Source organism: Streptomyces sp. NPDC004721 (assembly GCF_053601495.1).
In genome coordinates this window covers 102842-118876 of record NZ_JBSGBZ010000019.1, presented here as the reverse complement: position 1 = coordinate 118876, position 16035 = coordinate 102842, and the positions used below count along the sequence as shown (strand labels likewise).

Here is a 16035-nt window from a genome sequence, read left to right as displayed (position 1 = left end):
CGATGGCGGCGACTCAGGTCATCAGGTCCGAGTGGACCAAGATCCGGTCGGTGGCGTCCACGGTGTGGACGCTGTCCCTGACGGCGGTCGTCACGATCGCCCTCGGCATGCTGATCTCGGCCCTGTCGAAGCACGCGTTCGACAGCATGGACGAACGGGACCGGTTCACCTTCGACCCGACCTACATCAGCTTCGCCGGCATGGGGCTCGGGCAGCTCGCGATGATCGTGTTCGCGGTGCTGGTGGTGTCCAACGAGTACAGCACCGGCATGATCCGCACCTCGCTGGCCGCAGTCCCGCAGCGCGGCGCCTTCCTGGCGAGCAAGGTCGCGGTGGCGACCGGGCTGGCCCTCGTGGTCGGCATGGTCACCAGCTTCGCCTCGTTCTTCCTCGGGCAGGCGATGCTCGGATCGCTCGGCACCTCCCTCGGCGAGCCGGGCGTGCTGCGCGCGGTCGTCGGCGGCGGCCTCTACATGGCCCTCATCGCGATGTTCTCGATGGGCGTCACCGTGATGCTGCGCTCGCCGATGCTGTCGCTGGGCATCCTGATGCCGTTCTTCTTCCTGATCTCCAACATCCTCGCCAACGTATCGGCGACGAAGAAGGTCGGCCGCTTCCTGCCCGACCAGGCCGGCGGCCGCATCATGCAGGTGGTCCCGCAAGCCGACGACACCCCCTACGGCCCCTGGGGCGGCCTCGGGATCATGCTGCTGTGGGTGATCGCGGCGCTCGCCGGAGGGTACGTACTGCTACGGAAGCGGGACGCCTGAGCAGGGCACGCTTTTACTTTCTTTTGGGCGGAACCGTCAGCGCCCGGATATCCTCCTAACCCTTACGGGGGGCGCGCGCCCCGCTTACCTGAACCGTTCGATGGGTGCGGAGCATGATCGAGGCAGTCGGCCTGACCAAGCGCTATGGCGACAAGACCGCCGTGCACAACCTCTCCTTCCTGGTACGGCCGGGTGCCGTCACCGGCTTCCTCGGTCCGAACGGCTCGGGCAAGTCGACGACGATGCGGATGATCCTGGGGCTGGACAACCCCACCTCGGGGTCGGTGACGATCGGCGGCTATCCGTACCGCACGCTGCCGAACGCGCCTCGCCAGGTCGGCGCCCTGCTGGACGCGAAGGCGGTGCACGGCGGCCGGTCCGCGCGCAACCACCTGCTGTCCCTGGCACAGCTGTCCGGCATCCCGGCCCGCCGCGTCGACGAGGTGCTCGGGGTCGTCGGCCTCCAGGACGTGGCGAGGAAGCGCTCCAAGGGCTTCTCCCTCGGCATGGGCCAGCGGCTGGGCATCGCCGCCGCGCTGCTGGGCGACCCGCAGGTGCTGCTGTTCGACGAGCCGGTGAACGGTCTCGACCCCGAGGGCATCCTCTGGGTGCGCAATCTGATGAAGTCGCTCGCGGCGGAGGGACGGACCGTGTTCGTCTCCAGCCATCTGATGAGCGAGATGGCGCTGACCGCCGACCATCTGATCGTCATCGGGCGCGGGCAGCTGCTCGCCGACATGAGTGTGACGGACTTCATCTCCGCGAACTCCGCGGACTTCGCGCGGGTCCGCACGCCCGACACCGAGCCGCAGCAGCGGGAGAAGCTGACGTCCGCGCTGACCGAGGCGGGCGGGCACGTGCTGCCCGAGCAGGACGGCGCGCTGCGCGTGACCGGGCTGCCGCTGCCGCGCATCAGCGACCTCGCGCACGAGGCGGACGTACGCCTGTGGGAGCTGTCGCCGCACCAGGCCTCGCTGGAGGAGGCGTACATGCGGATGACCCAGGGAGTCGTCGACTACCGCTCCACCATCGACCAGAAGGCCGGGCTGATGCAGCCCCTGCCGCCCGGCGCCGAGCCGCCCGTGCCGGTTCCCGGTCAGGGCCAGCCCGGCTGGTACGCGCCGCCACCGCCCCAGCCGGGCGGACAGCCGTTCGCGGGCCCGCAGGGCGCTCCCGGCGCGCAGCCGAACCCGTACGCCGCTCCGGGCGCGGGCCGTCCCGGCCCCTACGGCGCCCCGAACTCGGGCGTCCCGAACCCGTACGCGCAGAGCGCGCCGCAGGCTCCCCAGGTGCCCGCCCAGCCCTCCGGCGCGCCGCATGCAGGGGCCGCACCGGCCGCCGCGCCCGCCTCCCTAGCGCCGCAGGCCGCCGCCGCGCCCGCGCAGCCGTCCGCACCGGCCGCCGCGCCCGCCCCCGCCGCCGACTCCACCAAGCCCGAGGACGCCCGATGAGCACGCCGCAGACTCCTGTGCCGCAGGCCGCGCCGCCCGCCTGGGAGGTAGCAACCGGTTCCCCCCACCCCGGCTACACCTCGCCGATCCCCGTCGTCCGTACGCACCTCGGACACGCCATCGCCTCGGAGTGGACGAAGATCAAGTCGGTGCGCTCCACGATGTGGACGCTCGGGGTGTTCGTCCTGCTCGTGGTCGGGATCGGGCTGCTGACCAGTCTGCTCGTCACCAAGGCCCCGGGGGAGGTGCAGGGCGACGAGAACATGCTGGCGCTCGGCTTCTTCGGGCTGCTGCTCGGGAGCATCTGCATCATCACGCTCGGCGTGCTGACCACGGCCTCGGAGTACGGCACCGGCATGATCCGGACCACGATGACGGCGTGCCCGAGCCGTGGGCGGGTGCTCACGGCCAAGGCGGTGGTGTTCTTCCTGCTCGCCTTCACGGTGACCCTGGTCTGCACCGGCCTGGTCGGCCTCGCGCAGACGGCCATGCTCGACAGCACCGGCGCCCGGCAGCCCACCGGCGCCGAGTGGTTCAAGGCCACGGTGGGCGTCAGCCTCTACATGGCCCTGCTCGGGCTGTTCTCGCTCGTCGTCGGCTCGATGCTGCGACACTCGGCGGGCGCCATCACGATCATGATCGGTGTCGTGCTCGCCCCGCTGGTGATCGCGCTGTTCATGTTCACGCGTTCGCTGGAGAAGGTGCGCCAGTTCCTTTTCGAGTACTCGATCCCGAACCAGCTGAGCGTCTTCTACTCCAACTCCCTCACCAATTCCGGCCCGACCGGCTGGGACCCACTGTGGATCCTCCTGGCCGCGGCGGCCGCCGCGTTCGCCGGGGCCTGGGCCCTGTTGCGGAGCCGGGACGTCTGAGCGGCTAGAACCGCGGCGCGTTACGGGACCGCTGCACCCGCGTGGTGCGGCGGTCCTTGGCGTTCCAGCACGCCTTGTGCCAGTGCCGGCGGTCGTCCACGCCCGCGTGCTGGGGCCAGGCCACCACGTGCGGGACGCCGGAGGAGATCAGCTGGTCGCAGCCGGGGCAGCGGTACGTCTTGCCGTCGGCGCCGGAGCCCGCGACATGGCGCACGCTGAAGTCCTCGCCCTGCCAGCTCTCGGTGGACTGCCAGCCGCCGTAGCGGCCCTCGGTGTCGTCCTCGGCGCTCCGGCCGGACGAGGCGGCGCCTCTCCCATCCTTGGGTCGGTTGCGGCGGGGGGACACGGGACACCTCACGAAGCTGTATGGGAGACAGGGACCTTCTCCAGCCTACGCGGCGCCATCACGGCCGGGTGGGGAGAACCAACCATCACAAGTTCCCTTCCCGGACGACCCATTCCGCAGACAATCCGCAAATCTCTTCGCCAGGCCGTGTCCTCGGCACGTGTCGCCCGGTTATGCCGGGTGGGGGAGCTCCGTGTCGGAGCCGAGGAAGCAGGAAAGAGCAATGCGCGTAGGAAGTTTCGTGCTGGCGGCCCAGTTCCCCGGGCAGGGCCAAGGCGAGGCGCTGCACCGGGCGGTCCGCTCCGCCGAGGTCGCCGAGGAGGCCGGGCTGGACGCGGTCTGGCTGGGCGAGCACCACTTCGTCCCGTACGGGACGTGCCCGTCGGCGATCACCCTGGCCGCGCTGCTGCTCGGCCGCACCCGCCGTCTGCGGGTGGGTACGGCGGTCAGCGTGCTGCCCACGGTCCACCCGGTCGCACTCGGCGAGCAGGCGGCGCTGCTGCACGTGACGAGCGGCGGACGGTTCTCGCTCGGCGTCGGGCGCGGCGGCCCGTGGGTGGACCTGGAAGTGTTCGGCATGGGACTGGAGGCGTACGAGAAGGGGTTCCCGGAGTCGCTGGACCTGTTGACGCGCTGGCTGCGTGAGCCGTCGGTGTCGGCCTCGGGAGAACGGTTCGCCTTCCGCGAGGTCCCCGTCGTACCGCGCCCGTCGGAGGCGCTGACCCAGGTCCCGGGTCCCGAGGTCGTCGTCGCCTGCACCTCCCCGGCGAGTGTGCGGCTGGCCGCCGAGCGCGGGCTGCCGATGCTGCTGGGGATGCACATCGGGGACGAGGAGAAGGCCGAGATGGTCGCCCTGTGGCAGCGGTGCGCGCGGGCGGCGGGCCGGCCGGGCGAGGAGATCCGGGGCGCCGCCCATGTCTCGGCGGGCGTCTGCCAGATCGCCGACCGGCGCACGGACGCGGTGGAGACCCTGCTGAAGGCGATGCCGGGCTGGCTGAAACAGGGGCTGGACGCCCATGTCACCGTGGACGGCCGGATCCGCGGGATGCGCGATCCGCTGGAGTACACCGAACTGCTCTGCGGGCTGCACCCGGTGGGCACTCCGCGGCTGTGCGCCGACCGGCTCGCGGCGACCTCCGAGCGGACCGGTATCGCCCGCTTCGCCCTGTTCACGGAGGGCTCGGGCGATCTGGCGGCGACGGAGGAGAACCTGCGGCGGCTCGGCGCCGAGGTACTGCCCCACCTCCGCTGACCGGGAGCGCGTCGTGGGAAGCTTGCCGCCCCTGTACTCCAAGCACCTCCCGCGCACGGAGCGGCAAGCAGGTGACTCACGGCGTCAGCAGTCCCGCAGTTCCGGGGACTGGTTGAGGAGCTGGTTGCGCACCGAGGTGAAACGCGCCAGCGTCTCGTCGACCGAGGCGTCCAGCGGGAACACCGCCACCCGGTGGCAGTTCTGGAAGGCGAGCCGCACACCGAAGTGCCGCTGAAGCGCGCCGCGTATGGCGTCGCTCGCCAGCGCACGCAGCAGCTGACCGCGTGCCTGCTCGTCCGGCGGGGGCGTCTGGTTGTCGGCGAACTGGCCGCCGTCCACCTTCAGCTGGGCCACCAGGGAGCTGATCATCTCCCACGCGTAGGGCAGGGAGGTCCGGACGCAGTCGACGAAGTCAGCTTCGTCGACCTCGCCTCGCTCGGCCGCTTCGAGTAGGGCCGGTGAGACGTCGAGCGACATGGGTTCTCCTCTCGCACCCCCGAACGACAGGGGTTGCCGGACAGATATGGGGGCACGCGACTGCCAACACGGTGAGTACACGGGTCGCGACCTCCCGTTCACTACGGTAGGCACAAGAACGGACGCCCACCAGGCGAATGCATATACAGACCGGGCGAGTTGGGCACACAATCGGCCACAAGTGAACACGGGTGATCCAGGGAAAAAAGGGGCGACCCACGGGGAGTCCCAGCGGACGCCCGATGGAAGGCCCCCGGGCGAATCGCGCGCACCGCCGTCCGTCCAGTAGCGTTGCCGACCATGCGTCTCGTCATTGCCCGGTGCGCCGTCGACTACGCCGGCCGGCTCACCGCCCATCTGCCGTCAGCGCCCCGTCTGATCCTGGTCAAGGCGGACGGCAGCGTCTCGATCCACGCGGACGACCGCGCCTACAAGCCGCTGAACTGGATGTCCCCGCCGTGCACGCTGAAGGAGGGCACCGGTGACGAGGAGGGCGTCTGGACCGTCGTCAACAAGGCGGGCGAGAAGCTCATCATCACGATGGAGGAGGTCCTGCACGACTCCTCGCACGAACTCGGCGTGGATCCGGGGCTGATCAAGGACGGCGTGGAAGCGCACCTCCAGGAACTGCTCGCCGACCGCATCGAGACGCTCGGCGAGGGCTACACGCTGATCCGCCGTGAGTACATGACGGCCATCGGCCCGGTCGACATCCTGTGCCGGGACGCCGAGGGCCGGACGGTCGCGGTCGAGATCAAGCGGCGCGGCGAGATCGACGGTGTGGAGCAGCTCACCCGCTATCTCGAACTGCTGAACCGCGACCCCCACCTCGCCCCGGTCCGCGGCGTCTTCGCGGCCCAGGAGATCAAGCCGCAGGCCCGCGTCCTCGCCACCGACCGCGGCATCGGCTGCCAGGTCCTGGACTACGACGCGCTGCGCGGCATCGAGGACGACAAGCTGCGCCTGTTCTGAGGACGGCCGCAGGGCACTCGTACGACGCCGGGGGCCGGGTCCGTGTCATACGGACCCGGCCCCCGGTTCTTCGTGGGTCAGGCGAGCGTCGCCGTACCGGACGACTCCGGAGCCGCGCCGCTCTCGGATACGTCGGCGGGCGGGCCGGCCGAGAGACCGGACGTCGGCGCCGAGGTGCCTCCGGACGGCTCCCCGGACGAGCCGGCATCGGTGCCGCCGGTGGGGCCCGTGGTGCTCCCACCCGAGGGGTCGCCGCTGGGATCTCCCGAGCTCCCACCCGTGGGATCGCCGGTGCCGCCGCCAGAGGAGCCGCCGCCGCTCGTGGGGCCTCCGGTGCCGCCGCTGGAGGAGCCTTCGCCGCTTCCGCCCGGCGTGCCGCCGCCCGTGGAGCCTCCGGAGTTCCCGCCGGTCGACCCACCGGTCTTCCCGCCGGTGCCGCCGCCCGACGAGTCGGCGGGCCCCGACGGCTTCGGCGACTTGGACGAGGAGCCCGAGGACGTGCCGTCGCCGGACGGCTCGCGGCTCTCCGACGGCTCGGCGCCGCCCGGCGCCGGACCCTCGGACGTGCCGGAGGCGGACTCGTGGCCCGGGTCCGTCGGACGGCTGGTCGCCGTGCCGGTGTCCCCTCCCCCGCTGCGGTCCTGCTTCGGTATGTCGGCACCCAGACTGCCGTCGTCCACGTCCTGGCCGGCGGACGGATTGACGTTGTCGGAGGGGGTGTCGGGGGTGTTCTGGGAAGTGGCGCCGAGCGTCACCACGGTGCCGAGGACGGCCGCGAGCAGCGCGCCCGCGCCGGCCGCCACGAGGTTGCGCCGGGCCAGGCCCTTGATGCCGACGCGGTGCTTGGCCGGGGCGTGCGGCGAACTCGGGACCGGCGCCTGGTGGGTGACCAGCGTGAAGGCGTCCTCGCCGGACTGCTGGAGCGCCGGGAAGGGCGCGGGCACCCCGCCGGGCGGGGACGCCGACTCCTCGGTGCGGGCGTCCGGCACCTCCTCGCCCGCCGTCGCGCCGAGGCCCACTGCCGTACCGGAGCGGTCGCTGACCAGGGCGAGGGCGCGGCGCCCGGCGACCGTGCCGCGCTTGTCGGCGAGCGCGCCGCGCAGCCCGATGGAGGCCTCCAGCTCGGCGCGGGCCCGGTCCAGCTGGCCGCCGCAGAGCGCGATGATGCCCAGCTCGTGGTGGAAGTAGGCCTGTTCGGCGACTTCTCCGGCGAGCCGGGAGGCCTCGGTGCCGTAACGCAGCGCCCGTTCCCAGGCGTTCCAGCCGAGGCCCGCGGCGAACGCGGGAGCGGCGGTGCGGGCGAGCCGTACGGCCGTGCTCTGCTCGCCCCCGGCGGACGGCGTGGTGACCGGCACCAGCACGGCCAGCGCGGCGAGCACGGCGTCCGCCTCGGCACACACCCGCTCCGGGGTGACCGAGGGGTGGCCGGCCCACCAGGTGTAGTGGCGGGCCGCGGTGAGGGCCTGCTCCTCGGCGTCGTCGGCGTATCCGGCGGCCTCCAACTGGGTCAGCACACCGGCGGCGAGCCGGTGGCGGGAGCCGGCCGGAGAGACCAGGCCGCAGCTCGCCAGCTCGCCGAGCGCGGCGTCGGCGTGGGTGTCGCCGACCAGCGCGGGCAGGTGCGACTGGTGGGGCACCTCGCCGCCGAGCGCGACGGCGAACCGCAGCGTGGCGCGCGCGGAGGCGCTCAGCCGGGAGGCGAGCAGCGGCGCGGGCGCGGCGGCCTCGCCGAGCGAGGGCAGGGGTACGGCGTCGCCGTCGCCCCCGTCCAGGACGGCGTCCGCGGGCGGCACGTCCTCGAAGACGCCGAACTCCTCGACGGCGCTGGTGTCGGCCCGCAGGTGGTCGTGCTGGCTCAGCAGGGCACCGGTCTGCACGAAGCGCAGCGGCAGGCCCTCGGACTCGAACCAGAGGTCCCCGGCCCAGTTGGCCTCCTCCTCGGTGAGCACACGGGCTACGGCGCGCTCGATGAGTTCGACTCCGCCGGCGCGGTCCAGGCCGCTGAGGGAGACCTCCTCGATCTCCGACTCGGCGGACGGCGCGGGCACGTCCGGGGTCGCGCCGATCAGGAAGGCGCATTCGGGGGTGGCGTCGATCAGCTCGTCGAGCGCGCCACCGCCGACCTCGATGTCGTCCACCACGACGACCGCGCCGATCTCCCGGACGTACGCGAGCAGTTCGTCCCGGTCGGGCCGGTACCGCGGCGCGCTGTACACCGCGTGGAAGAGGTCGTACAGCAGGTCGCTCGCGGTGCGGCGGTGGCCGCTGAGGCGGACGACGCCGTCGGGGGCGAGGTCCGAGCAGTCGTCGGCGACGAGGTCGAGCAGGCTGGTGCGGCCGGAGCCGCCCGGCCCGGTCAGGCGTACGGAGCGGCCGCGGGCGAGCAGCCGTACCAGTTGCTCGCGCTCGTCCTGGCGCTCCAGAAGCGGCTGTGCGGACGGCGCCGGGCCGGCCGGGACGGGCGGCCCCGCCGCGCGGTCGTGCTCGGCGCGCTCGGCCGCTGTGTACTTGCGCGGCCGGTCGGGGTGCTCCCCGGGCGGGCAGGCCTCGATCTCGCTGCCGTCCACGGGGTTGACGGTGAGCAGGAAGTCGCCCGAGACGAGCCGCGCCGTACGGGCCGGTGCGGGTGCGTGCTGGACGAAGTCGGATGCGAGGGAATCCCTGGGTGGGCGCCGGCTCGGCACGTGGCCGTCGCCGTCATGGCCCATGTCCTCGGGTTCCCGGGTGTTCGGGTCCACAGGTTCCAAGCCCCCCAAAAGCGTCGTGTGCCGACGACGGCCGGCCCCTCCCGGCCTTGCCGCACACCGCGCTGTCGCTTCTGGTCCGGGCCCGCTCGAGGGTTGCTGAGCTGCGGGCGACCGAACCCTAAACCTTCGGCCAGTATCCCCGACAGCCCGGGGTACCGACCGGCCCGAGACGTCACGGTCTCATGAGGATTGCGCGCCACGTACGGTTCGCCGACGTGCGCCCGGGTCTCCCCCGTCGCCCGGTTCACACCTGTTCGAACCGGGGTGACACGGACCGTTCCAGGGCCTGTCCGGCGGATCAAGGCGCAGGAAACCGACGGTCGTTGTCAGCCCCAGCAGACCCTAGACGCGGGGCAGGGACTCGACGCCGATACCGCCCTCGATGGCGAGGATGCGGTGCAGCCGGGTGGCCACCAGCAGGCGCTGCATCTGCGGCGGCACGTCACGCAGCACCAGCCGCCGGCCGCACCGGCCGGCCCGCCGGTGGACACCCATGATCACGCCGAGTCCGGTGGCGTCCCAGGAGTCGAGCTCGGACAGGTTGAGCACCAGGTCGCCGACACCGTCGTCGACGGCCGAGTGCAGGACCGTACGGGCGTCCGCCGCGCTGCGGACGTCGAGGCGGCCCCCGACGACCAGCTCGGCGTGGTCGCCCCTGATGTGCATATGCGCTCCCCGTGAATGCTGTGGCGTACTCCGTGACGGTGGCTGTGCAACCTCTGACTGCTTCCGCGGCGGTCTGGTTGCTGCTTGTAAGCGAACCGATACCGAATTCACCCCGGCGGGTGACCCCCGTGGCCCTTGTGCGGTCTCAGTGCTTGTAGAAGCCCTGCCCGCTCTTGCGCCCGATGTCACCGGCGTCAACCATCCGGCGCATCAGCTCCGGCGGCGCGAACTTCTCGTCCTGGGTCTCGGTGTAGATGTTGCCGGTGGCGTGCAGCAGGATGTCGACGCCGGTCAGGTCCGCGGTGGCGAGCGGCCCCATGGCGTGGCCGAAGCCGAGCTTGCAGGCGAGGTCGATGTCCTCGGCGGTGGCGACGCCCGACTCGTAGAGCTTGGTCGCCTCGACGACGAGCGCCGAGATGAGCCGGGTGGTCACGAAGCCGGCCACGTCCCGGTTGACCACGATGCAGGTCTTGCCCACGGACTCGGCGAACTCCCGTGCCCGGGCGAGGGTTTCGTCGCTGGTCTTGTAGCCGCGGACCAGCTCGACGAGCTGCATCATCGGCACCGGCGAGAAGAAGTGCACGCCGACGACCCGCTCCGGGCGCTCCGTCACGGCCGCGATCTTGGTGATCGGGATGGCGGAGGTGTTGGAGGCGAGCACGGTGTCCTCGCGGACGAGCTTGTCGAGGGTGCGGAAGATCTCGTGCTTGACCTCGAGCTTCTCGAAGACGGCCTCGACCACGAGGTCGGCGTCGGCGGCCGCGTCCAGGTCGGTGGTCGCGGTGATGCGAGCGAGGGCGGCGTCGGCGTCGTGCGCCTCCAGCCTGCCCTTGGCGACGAACTTGTCGTACGAGGCCTTGATGCCGTCCGTGCCGCGCCTCAGTGCCTCGTCGGTGACGTCCCGCAGGACGACGTCCCAGCCCGCCTGCGCGGCGACCTGGGCGATGCCGGACCCCATGAGACCGGCCCCGATGACGGCGAGCTTCCGTGACACTGACGACTCCCCTTCGAAACGACTGCATGACGACTGCGCGAGCGCTTGGCGCTTACCCGCTGCTTACGCATGGCTCCTGTGCGGACATTAGCGCTCACGCGGGGCCTTGAGACCCGTAAGTAATGCGTGTCACTGTCTCAGGGCGTGAGACGCCCGTCACGTCCGGTGCGGCGGACTCGGCCATGAAATCCTCCCGCCTCGGGCCGGGTTGGCGCCACCGCGAAATCGCCGCATCGCGCCCGTCGCGGGAACGTCTAGATTGGCCTCATGGTCAACCTCACACGCATCTACACCCGGACCGGGGACAAGGGCACCACCGCCCTCGGCGACATGAGCAGGGTCGCCAAGACCGACCTGCGGATCTCGGCGTACGCCGACGCCAACGAGGCGAACGCGGTGCTCGGCACGGCGATCGCGCTGGGCGAGCTCGGCGAGGACGTCGTCGAGGTCCTCACCCGGGTGCAGAACGACCTGTTCGACGTGGGCGCGGACCTGTGCACGCCGGTGGTGGAGAACCCCGAGTTCCCGCCGCTGCGGGTCGAGCAGTTCTACATCGACCGGCTGGAGGCGGACTGCGACCGCTTCAACGCCGAACTCGACAAGCTCCGCTCCTTCATCCTCCCCGGCGGGACGCCGGGCGCGGCCCTGCTCCACCAGGCGTGCACGGTGGTCCGCCGGGCCGAACGCTCGACCTGGGCCGCCCTGGAGGCGCACGGCGAGACGATGAACCCGCTCACCGCGACCTATCTCAACCGGCTGTCCGACCTGCTGTTCATCCTGGCGCGCACGGCCAACAAGGCCACCGGGGACGTGCTGTGGGTGCCGGGCGGCGAACGCTGAGCGCTCCTTCCCACCGAGGCGTCCCTCGCCCGTTCACCGTCCGGCCCGTGTGCGCTCCTCGTCCGGGCGGGCCGACCCGGCCGGAGCCTTCTTGGGGAAGAGCAAGTAGGACAGCGCGATCAGCCCGTGGATCCCGGCGATGCGCAGCGTCGTCCCCTGCCAGGACCTGAGCGGCTCGGCGGCGGGCGGGTCGCCGACGTACAGGATCGCCGCCTGGAGCAGGGCGAGGGAGACGCACGACGCGACGAGGGTGCGCAGCCAGAGGCCGCCCTCGTAGCGCGCCCGGGCCAGTCCGTGACGGGGCGGCTTCTCGGGGCGCGGGCCGCCGGCCAGGCGGTGGGCCGCGTGGGCGTCGAGCCGGCCGACGGTGTAGTGGCCGTAGCCGACGGTGAAGCCGATGTACAGGGCGGCCAGTCCGTGCTCCCAGCCGGGCTCCGCGCCGTTCCGCAGATCGACGGCAGTGGCCGCGAACAGGACCAGTTCCAGCACCGGCTCGCACAGCAGCAGGGCCGTGCCGGTGCGGCGCCACCGCAGGAGGTAGCGGGCGGTCAGGCCCAGCGCCAGCAGTACCCAGAAGCCCACCTCGCAGGCGATGATCAGCGCGACGATCACGATTGCTCCTCTCGGTTCCTCCTCCAGGCTCGCGGCGGACCGCGTCCGGTGCGTCGTCGGCGGTGACGAACCGCGCGTGCATCCTTCGATGTACGCGCGGACCCTCCCGGGGCATCAGGCGGCGAACGGCTCCCCCGTGTTGGATGGACGCATGGCCCGAGGACTGCGCCCGCACCGCCACGACGTGTACATCGCCGTGGGCGGGCTGCTCGGCGGGCTGGTGCTGATCGGCATCGGGCTGCACACCCGCACCCGCCACGCCCCGGCCTCCGTCCTGGACCAGGACTGGGCGGTCGCCGTCCCGCTGCTGGCGATGGCGGGGTGCGAGCTGCTGCGCCGCACCCGGCCGGGGCCCGCCCTGCTCGTCGGCACCGCGGCGGTCGTCGCGGACCTCCCGACGCGGGGCAGCCTGGCCACCGTGGTGATGTTCACCGACCTGGTCTACGCGGCGGTGCTGTACGGCCCGCCCGCCTTCGCCCGCCGCCTTCCCTGGATCACCGGTCTGCTCACGGTGATCGGCACGGTCGTGCCGCTCGTGGTCTGGCGCACGCCGCAGGCACTGCTCCTTGGCGTGGGCGTCGCCCTGGTCAGCCTGGTGCCGGCGGCCACCGGCTGGGTGGTGCGCAACCACCGTGACACGGCCGTCGCCGAGCGGCTGCGGGCCGAACAGACCGCGCTGCTCGCGGACATGGACCGCGCGCAGGCGGTCGTCGCCGAACGCGCCCGGGTGGCACGGGAGTTGCACGACATGATCGCCAACCACATGTCCGCCATCGCCATCCACTCCACGGCCGCGCTGTCCCTGGACGACCCGGAGACCTCGCGGCACGCGCTCACCGTGATCCGGGAGAACAGCGTCGAGGGACTGGCGGAGATGCGGCGGCTGATCGGCATCCTGCGCGACAGCGGGGGCGAGCACGCCCCGGCCGCCGCGCCGACCCTGGACGGTCTCGAGGCGCTGGCCGACGCGGCCCGCGGCAACGGCCTCGAAGTCACGCTCGACGCCCGGCACGGCGAGGTGCCGACGCCGGTGGAGCTGGCGGCGTACCGGATCGTGCAGGAGTCGCTGACCAACGCCCTCAAACACGCGGCTCCGGGCCGCGTCACCGTCGCCCTGGCCCGGCGCGACGGCGCGCTCGAGGTGGCGGTGACCAGCCCCTACGGGCATCGGGGCGGACCGCGCGCCCCGGGCTCCGGTGCCGGTCTGGTCGGGATGCGGGAGCGGGCCGCGCTGCTCGGTGGCGCGTTCGCGGCCGGTCCAGAGGGCGCCGTCTGGACCGTCCGTGCCACCCTGCCCCTGGGTGATGGCGAAGGAGATCCCGCATGATCCGTGTCCTCGTCGCCGAGGACCAGTCCGCCGTCCGCGCCGGGCTGGTCCTGATCCTGCGCAGCGCGCCCGGCATCGAAGTGGCCGGCGAGGCGGCGGACGGCGAGCAGGCGGTGGCGCTGGCCCGCGAGCTGCGCCCGGACGTGGTGCTGATGGACATTCAGATGCCACGGCTGGACGGGGTGTCGGCGACCCGGCAGGTGGTCGCGGAGCGGTTGGCGGACGTCCTCGTGCTGACCACCTTCGACCTCGACGAGTACGTCTTCGGGGCGCTGCGCGCGGGAGCGGCCGGTTTCCTGCTCAAGAACGCCGAGGCGCGGGAACTGGTCGAGGCGGTGCGCACGGTGGCGCGCGGGGAGGGGATCGTCGCGCCCGCCGTCACACGGCGTCTGATCGCCGAGTTCGCCGCCGGACCGGTACGCGAGGCGAAGGCGGCGCCGGCCGCGCTGGGCACCCTCACCCCCCGGGAACGCGAGGTGCTGTCGTGTCTGGGTGAAGGGCTGTCCAACGCCGGGATCGCCGACCGTCTGGACCTCGCGGAGGGCACCGTGAAGACCCACGTCAGCCGCCTGCTGGGCAAGCTTGAGCTGCGCAGCCGGACCCAAGCAGCGGTACTGGCCCAGGAGTTGGGGATCTGAGGAGCAACGGGAACAACTGGTCCAGACCTATTGACCCGTGGTCCAGACCTTTCTATTCTCGCGGCACCGGTGGGCGTGATGGCTCAGTCACGCCCCCGACCACAACCCCCACCGCCGAAGGGGTGGCCGTAGCGCCCCGCCGGCGACATCACAAGAGGAGGCGCGGTATGCGCTTCAGACACAGAGCCGCGGCCGGGTTCGCGACCCTGCTGCTCCCGCTGGCCGGCCTTGTCGGCCTCGCGGGCTCCGCTCAGGCCGCGGCATCGGCCACCGCCACCTACGCCAAGACCCAGGACTGGGGCTCCGGCTTCGAGGGCAAGTGGACGGTGACCAACTCCGGCACCACGAGCATCAGTTCGTGGACGATCGAGTGGGACTTCCCCTCCGGCACGTCCGTCACCTCCGCCTGGGACGCGGACGTGACCAGTTCCGGCACCCACTGGACCGCCAAGAACAAGTCCTACAACGGCACCCTCGCCCCGGGCGCCTCCGTCTCCTTCGGCTTCAACGGCGCCGGCGCCGGCTCCCCCAGCAACTGTAAGCTCAACGGCGGCAGTTGTGACGGCGGCAGCACGGTTCCCGGTGACAACCCGCCCTCCGCGCCGGGCACCCCGACCGCCTCGAACATCACCGACACCTCGGTGAAGCTCACCTGGGGCGCGGCCACCGACGACAAGGGCGTCAAGAACTACGACGTCCTGCGCGACGGCAGGACGGTCGCGACCGTGACAACGACCTCGTACACGGACACCGGTCTGACCGCCGGCACCGACTACTCCTACAGCGTGCAGGCCCGTGACACCGCCAACCAGACCGGCCCGGTCAGCGGCTCCGTCGCCGTGCGCACCACCGGCGGCGGTGGCGGCACTCCCCCGCCCGGCAACAAGGTCCGGCTCGGCTACTTCACCGAGTGGGGCATCTACGGACGCAACTACAACGTCAAGAACATCGTGACGTCCGGCTCCGCGTCGAAGATCACGCACATCAACTACGCCTTCGGCAACGTCACCGGCGGCAAGTGCGCGATCGGCGACTCCTACGCCGACTACGACAAGGCGTTCACCGCCGACCAGTCGGTCAGCGGCGTCGCCGACACCTGGGACCAGCCGCTGCGCGGCAACTTCAACCAACTGCGCCAGCTGAAGGCCAAGTACCCGAACATCAAGGTGCTGTGGTCCTTCGGCGGCTGGACCTGGTCCGGCGGCTTCGCGGACGCGGCCAAGAACCCGACGGCCTTCGCCCAGTCCTGCTACGACCTGGTGAAGGACTCCCGCTGGGCCGATGTGTTCGACGGCATCGACATCGACTGGGAGTACCCGAACGCCTGCGGCCTGACCTGTGACACCAGCGGGCCGGCGGCCATCAAGAACGTGGCGGCCGCACTGCGCGCCAAGTTCGGCAACGGCGCCCTGGTCACTGCGGCGGTCTCCGCCGACGGCACCTCCGGCGGCAAGGTCGACGCCGCCGACTACGGCGGCGCCGCGCAGTACCTCGACTGGTACAACGTGATGACGTACGACTTCTTCGGCGCCTGGGACGCGAAGGGCCCCACCGCCCCGCACTCCCCGCTCACCTCGTACAACGGCATCCCGCAGGCCGGCTTCACCACGGCCGACGCGATCGCCAAGTACAAGGCCAAGGGCGTACCCGCGAGCAAGCTGCTCGTCGGCATCGGCCTGTACGGCCGCGGCTGGACCGGCGTCACCCAGGACGCCCCGGGCGGCACGGCCACGGGCCCGGCGACCGGTACCTATGAGCAGGGCATCGAGGACTACAAGGTGCTCAAGACGTCCTGCCCGGCCACCGGCACCATCGCGGGCACGGCTTACGCCAAGTGCGGCAGCAACTGGTGGTCCTACGACACCCCAGCCACCATCGGCACCAAGATGTCCTGGGCGAAGACCCAGGGCCTGGGCGGCGCCTTCTTCTGGGAGTTCAGTGGTGACACCAGCAACGGCGAACTGGTGAACGCCATCAACAGCGGTCTGTCGTAAGGGCCCACCGGCCCCGAGACCAGGAGAGCTCCCCCGGACGTGGTCCGGGGGAGCTCTCCTGTCGTACTACACCAACG

Annotated in this window: 15 protein-coding genes; 9 read left to right on the top strand and 6 right to left on the bottom strand. The window is 71.8% G+C overall.

Annotation, left to right across the window (positions count from 1 at the left end; translation table 11 throughout):
- Positions 1-2: 2 nt before the first annotated feature.
- From ACWEK3_RS19600 to ACWEK3_RS19590, 3 genes are all read left to right on the top strand, one after another.
- The gene (locus ACWEK3_RS19600) at positions 3-770 is read left to right on the top strand and encodes an ABC transporter permease (protein ID WP_361417424.1); all 768 of its coding nucleotides are present in this window, start codon (positions 3-5) and stop codon (positions 768-770) included.
- Between the two features lie 113 nt (positions 771-883).
- Positions 884-2221, top strand: coding sequence for an ATP-binding cassette domain-containing protein (locus ACWEK3_RS19595; RefSeq protein ID WP_450542414.1), 1338 nt, complete (start codon positions 884-886; stop codon positions 2219-2221).
- Positions 2218-3093 (top strand): ABC transporter permease, encoded by an 876-nt coding sequence (locus ACWEK3_RS19590; protein ID WP_450542412.1) that lies wholly within the window; start codon positions 2218-2220, stop codon positions 3091-3093. Before ACWEK3_RS19595 ends, ACWEK3_RS19590 begins: the two co-directional genes overlap by 4 nt.
- 4 nt (positions 3094-3097) lie before the next feature.
- Here the strand turns inward: ACWEK3_RS19590 and ACWEK3_RS19585 are convergent, their stop codons facing one another.
- Positions 3098-3439, bottom strand: coding sequence for an ATP/GTP-binding protein (locus ACWEK3_RS19585; RefSeq protein ID WP_450542410.1), 342 nt, complete (start codon positions 3437-3439; stop codon positions 3098-3100).
- 223 nt (positions 3440-3662) lie between these two features.
- Here ACWEK3_RS19585 and ACWEK3_RS19580 point away from each other — a divergent pair, with 223 nt between their 5' ends.
- Positions 3663-4691 carry an LLM class flavin-dependent oxidoreductase gene (locus ACWEK3_RS19580; RefSeq protein ID WP_450542408.1) on the top strand — a complete coding sequence of 343 codons (1029 nt, stop codon included), beginning with the start codon at positions 3663-3665 and terminating at the stop codon, positions 4689-4691.
- A gap of 84 nt (positions 4692-4775) precedes the next feature.
- Here ACWEK3_RS19580 and ACWEK3_RS19575 read toward each other — a convergent pair whose 3' ends face one another.
- The gene (locus tag ACWEK3_RS19575) at positions 4776-5168 is read right to left on the bottom strand and encodes an SCO5389 family protein (RefSeq protein WP_225075600.1); all 393 of its coding nucleotides are present in this window, start codon (positions 5166-5168) and stop codon (positions 4776-4778) included.
- A gap of 300 nt (positions 5169-5468) precedes the next feature.
- Between ACWEK3_RS19575 and nucS the strand changes: the two genes are divergently transcribed.
- On the top strand, positions 5469-6140 hold the full coding sequence (gene nucS / locus ACWEK3_RS19570; protein WP_225075599.1) for an endonuclease NucS: 672 nt from the start codon (positions 5469-5471) through the stop codon (positions 6138-6140).
- A gap of 77 nt (positions 6141-6217) precedes the next feature.
- Here nucS and ACWEK3_RS19565 read toward each other — a convergent pair whose 3' ends face one another.
- The 3 genes from ACWEK3_RS19565 to ACWEK3_RS19555 form a co-directional block, all read right to left on the bottom strand.
- On the bottom strand, positions 6218-8878 hold the full coding sequence (locus ACWEK3_RS19565; protein WP_453250219.1) for an ATP-binding protein: 2661 nt from the start codon (positions 8876-8878) through the stop codon (positions 6218-6220).
- Between the two features lie 351 nt (positions 8879-9229).
- Positions 9230-9553 carry an STAS domain-containing protein gene (locus tag ACWEK3_RS19560; protein ID WP_141358314.1) on the bottom strand — a complete coding sequence of 108 codons (324 nt, stop codon included), beginning with the start codon at positions 9551-9553 and terminating at the stop codon, positions 9230-9232.
- A gap of 145 nt (positions 9554-9698) precedes the next feature.
- Positions 9699-10547 carry a 3-hydroxyacyl-CoA dehydrogenase family protein gene (locus ACWEK3_RS19555; RefSeq protein ID WP_361417403.1) on the bottom strand — a complete coding sequence of 283 codons (849 nt, stop codon included), beginning with the start codon at positions 10545-10547 and terminating at the stop codon, positions 9699-9701.
- A 267-nt stretch (positions 10548-10814) separates the two neighbouring features.
- Here ACWEK3_RS19555 and ACWEK3_RS19550 point away from each other — a divergent pair, with 267 nt between their 5' ends.
- Positions 10815-11387 (top strand): cob(I)yrinic acid a,c-diamide adenosyltransferase, encoded by a 573-nt coding sequence (locus ACWEK3_RS19550; RefSeq protein ID WP_450542404.1) that lies wholly within the window; start codon positions 10815-10817, stop codon positions 11385-11387.
- Between the two features lie 33 nt (positions 11388-11420).
- Here the strand turns inward: ACWEK3_RS19550 and ACWEK3_RS19545 are convergent, their stop codons facing one another.
- Positions 11421-11999, bottom strand: a complete 579-nt coding sequence (locus tag ACWEK3_RS19545) for a hypothetical protein (protein WP_450542402.1) — start codon at positions 11997-11999, stop codon at positions 11421-11423.
- Between the two features lie 151 nt (positions 12000-12150).
- Here ACWEK3_RS19545 and ACWEK3_RS19540 point away from each other — a divergent pair, with 151 nt between their 5' ends.
- The 3 genes from ACWEK3_RS19540 (at position 12151) to ACWEK3_RS19530 (ending at position 15958) form a co-directional block, all read left to right on the top strand.
- Entirely contained in the window at positions 12151-13326 is a 1176-nt protein-coding gene (locus ACWEK3_RS19540; protein WP_453250205.1) for a sensor histidine kinase, read from the top strand.
- Positions 13323-13964, top strand: a complete 642-nt coding sequence (locus ACWEK3_RS19535; RefSeq protein ID WP_453250204.1) for a response regulator — start codon at positions 13323-13325, stop codon at positions 13962-13964. The genes ACWEK3_RS19540 and ACWEK3_RS19535 overlap by 4 nt, the downstream gene beginning before the upstream one ends.
- Positions 13965-14131: 167 nt before the next feature.
- Entirely contained in the window at positions 14132-15958 is a 1827-nt protein-coding gene (locus tag ACWEK3_RS19530; RefSeq protein WP_376397208.1) for a glycosyl hydrolase family 18 protein, read from the top strand.
- Positions 15959-16035: the final 77 nt, after the last annotated feature.

Coding starts and splice junctions, on each gene's coding strand:
- ACWEK3_RS19600 (WP_361417424.1), top strand. CDS start 3: ATGGCGGCGACTCAGGTCATCAGGTCCGAGTGGACCAAGATCCGGTCG.
- ACWEK3_RS19595 (WP_450542414.1), top strand. CDS start 884: ATGATCGAGGCAGTCGGCCTGACCAAGCGCTATGGCGACAAGACCGCC.
- ACWEK3_RS19590 (WP_450542412.1), top strand. CDS start 2,218: ATGAGCACGCCGCAGACTCCTGTGCCGCAGGCCGCGCCGCCCGCCTGG.
- ACWEK3_RS19580 (WP_450542408.1), top strand. CDS start 3,663: ATGCGCGTAGGAAGTTTCGTGCTGGCGGCCCAGTTCCCCGGGCAGGGC.
- ACWEK3_RS19575 (WP_225075600.1), bottom strand. CDS start 5,168: ATGTCGCTCGACGTCTCACCGGCCCTACTCGAAGCGGCCGAGCGAGGC.
- nucS (WP_225075599.1), top strand. CDS start 5,469: ATGCGTCTCGTCATTGCCCGGTGCGCCGTCGACTACGCCGGCCGGCTC.
- ACWEK3_RS19560 (WP_141358314.1), bottom strand. CDS start 9,553: ATGCACATCAGGGGCGACCACGCCGAGCTGGTCGTCGGGGGCCGCCTC.
- ACWEK3_RS19550 (WP_450542404.1), top strand. CDS start 10,815: ATGGTCAACCTCACACGCATCTACACCCGGACCGGGGACAAGGGCACC.
- ACWEK3_RS19540 (WP_453250205.1), top strand. CDS start 12,151: ATGGCCCGAGGACTGCGCCCGCACCGCCACGACGTGTACATCGCCGTG.
- ACWEK3_RS19535 (WP_453250204.1), top strand. CDS start 13,323: ATGATCCGTGTCCTCGTCGCCGAGGACCAGTCCGCCGTCCGCGCCGGG.
- ACWEK3_RS19530 (WP_376397208.1), top strand. CDS start 14,132: ATGCGCTTCAGACACAGAGCCGCGGCCGGGTTCGCGACCCTGCTGCTC.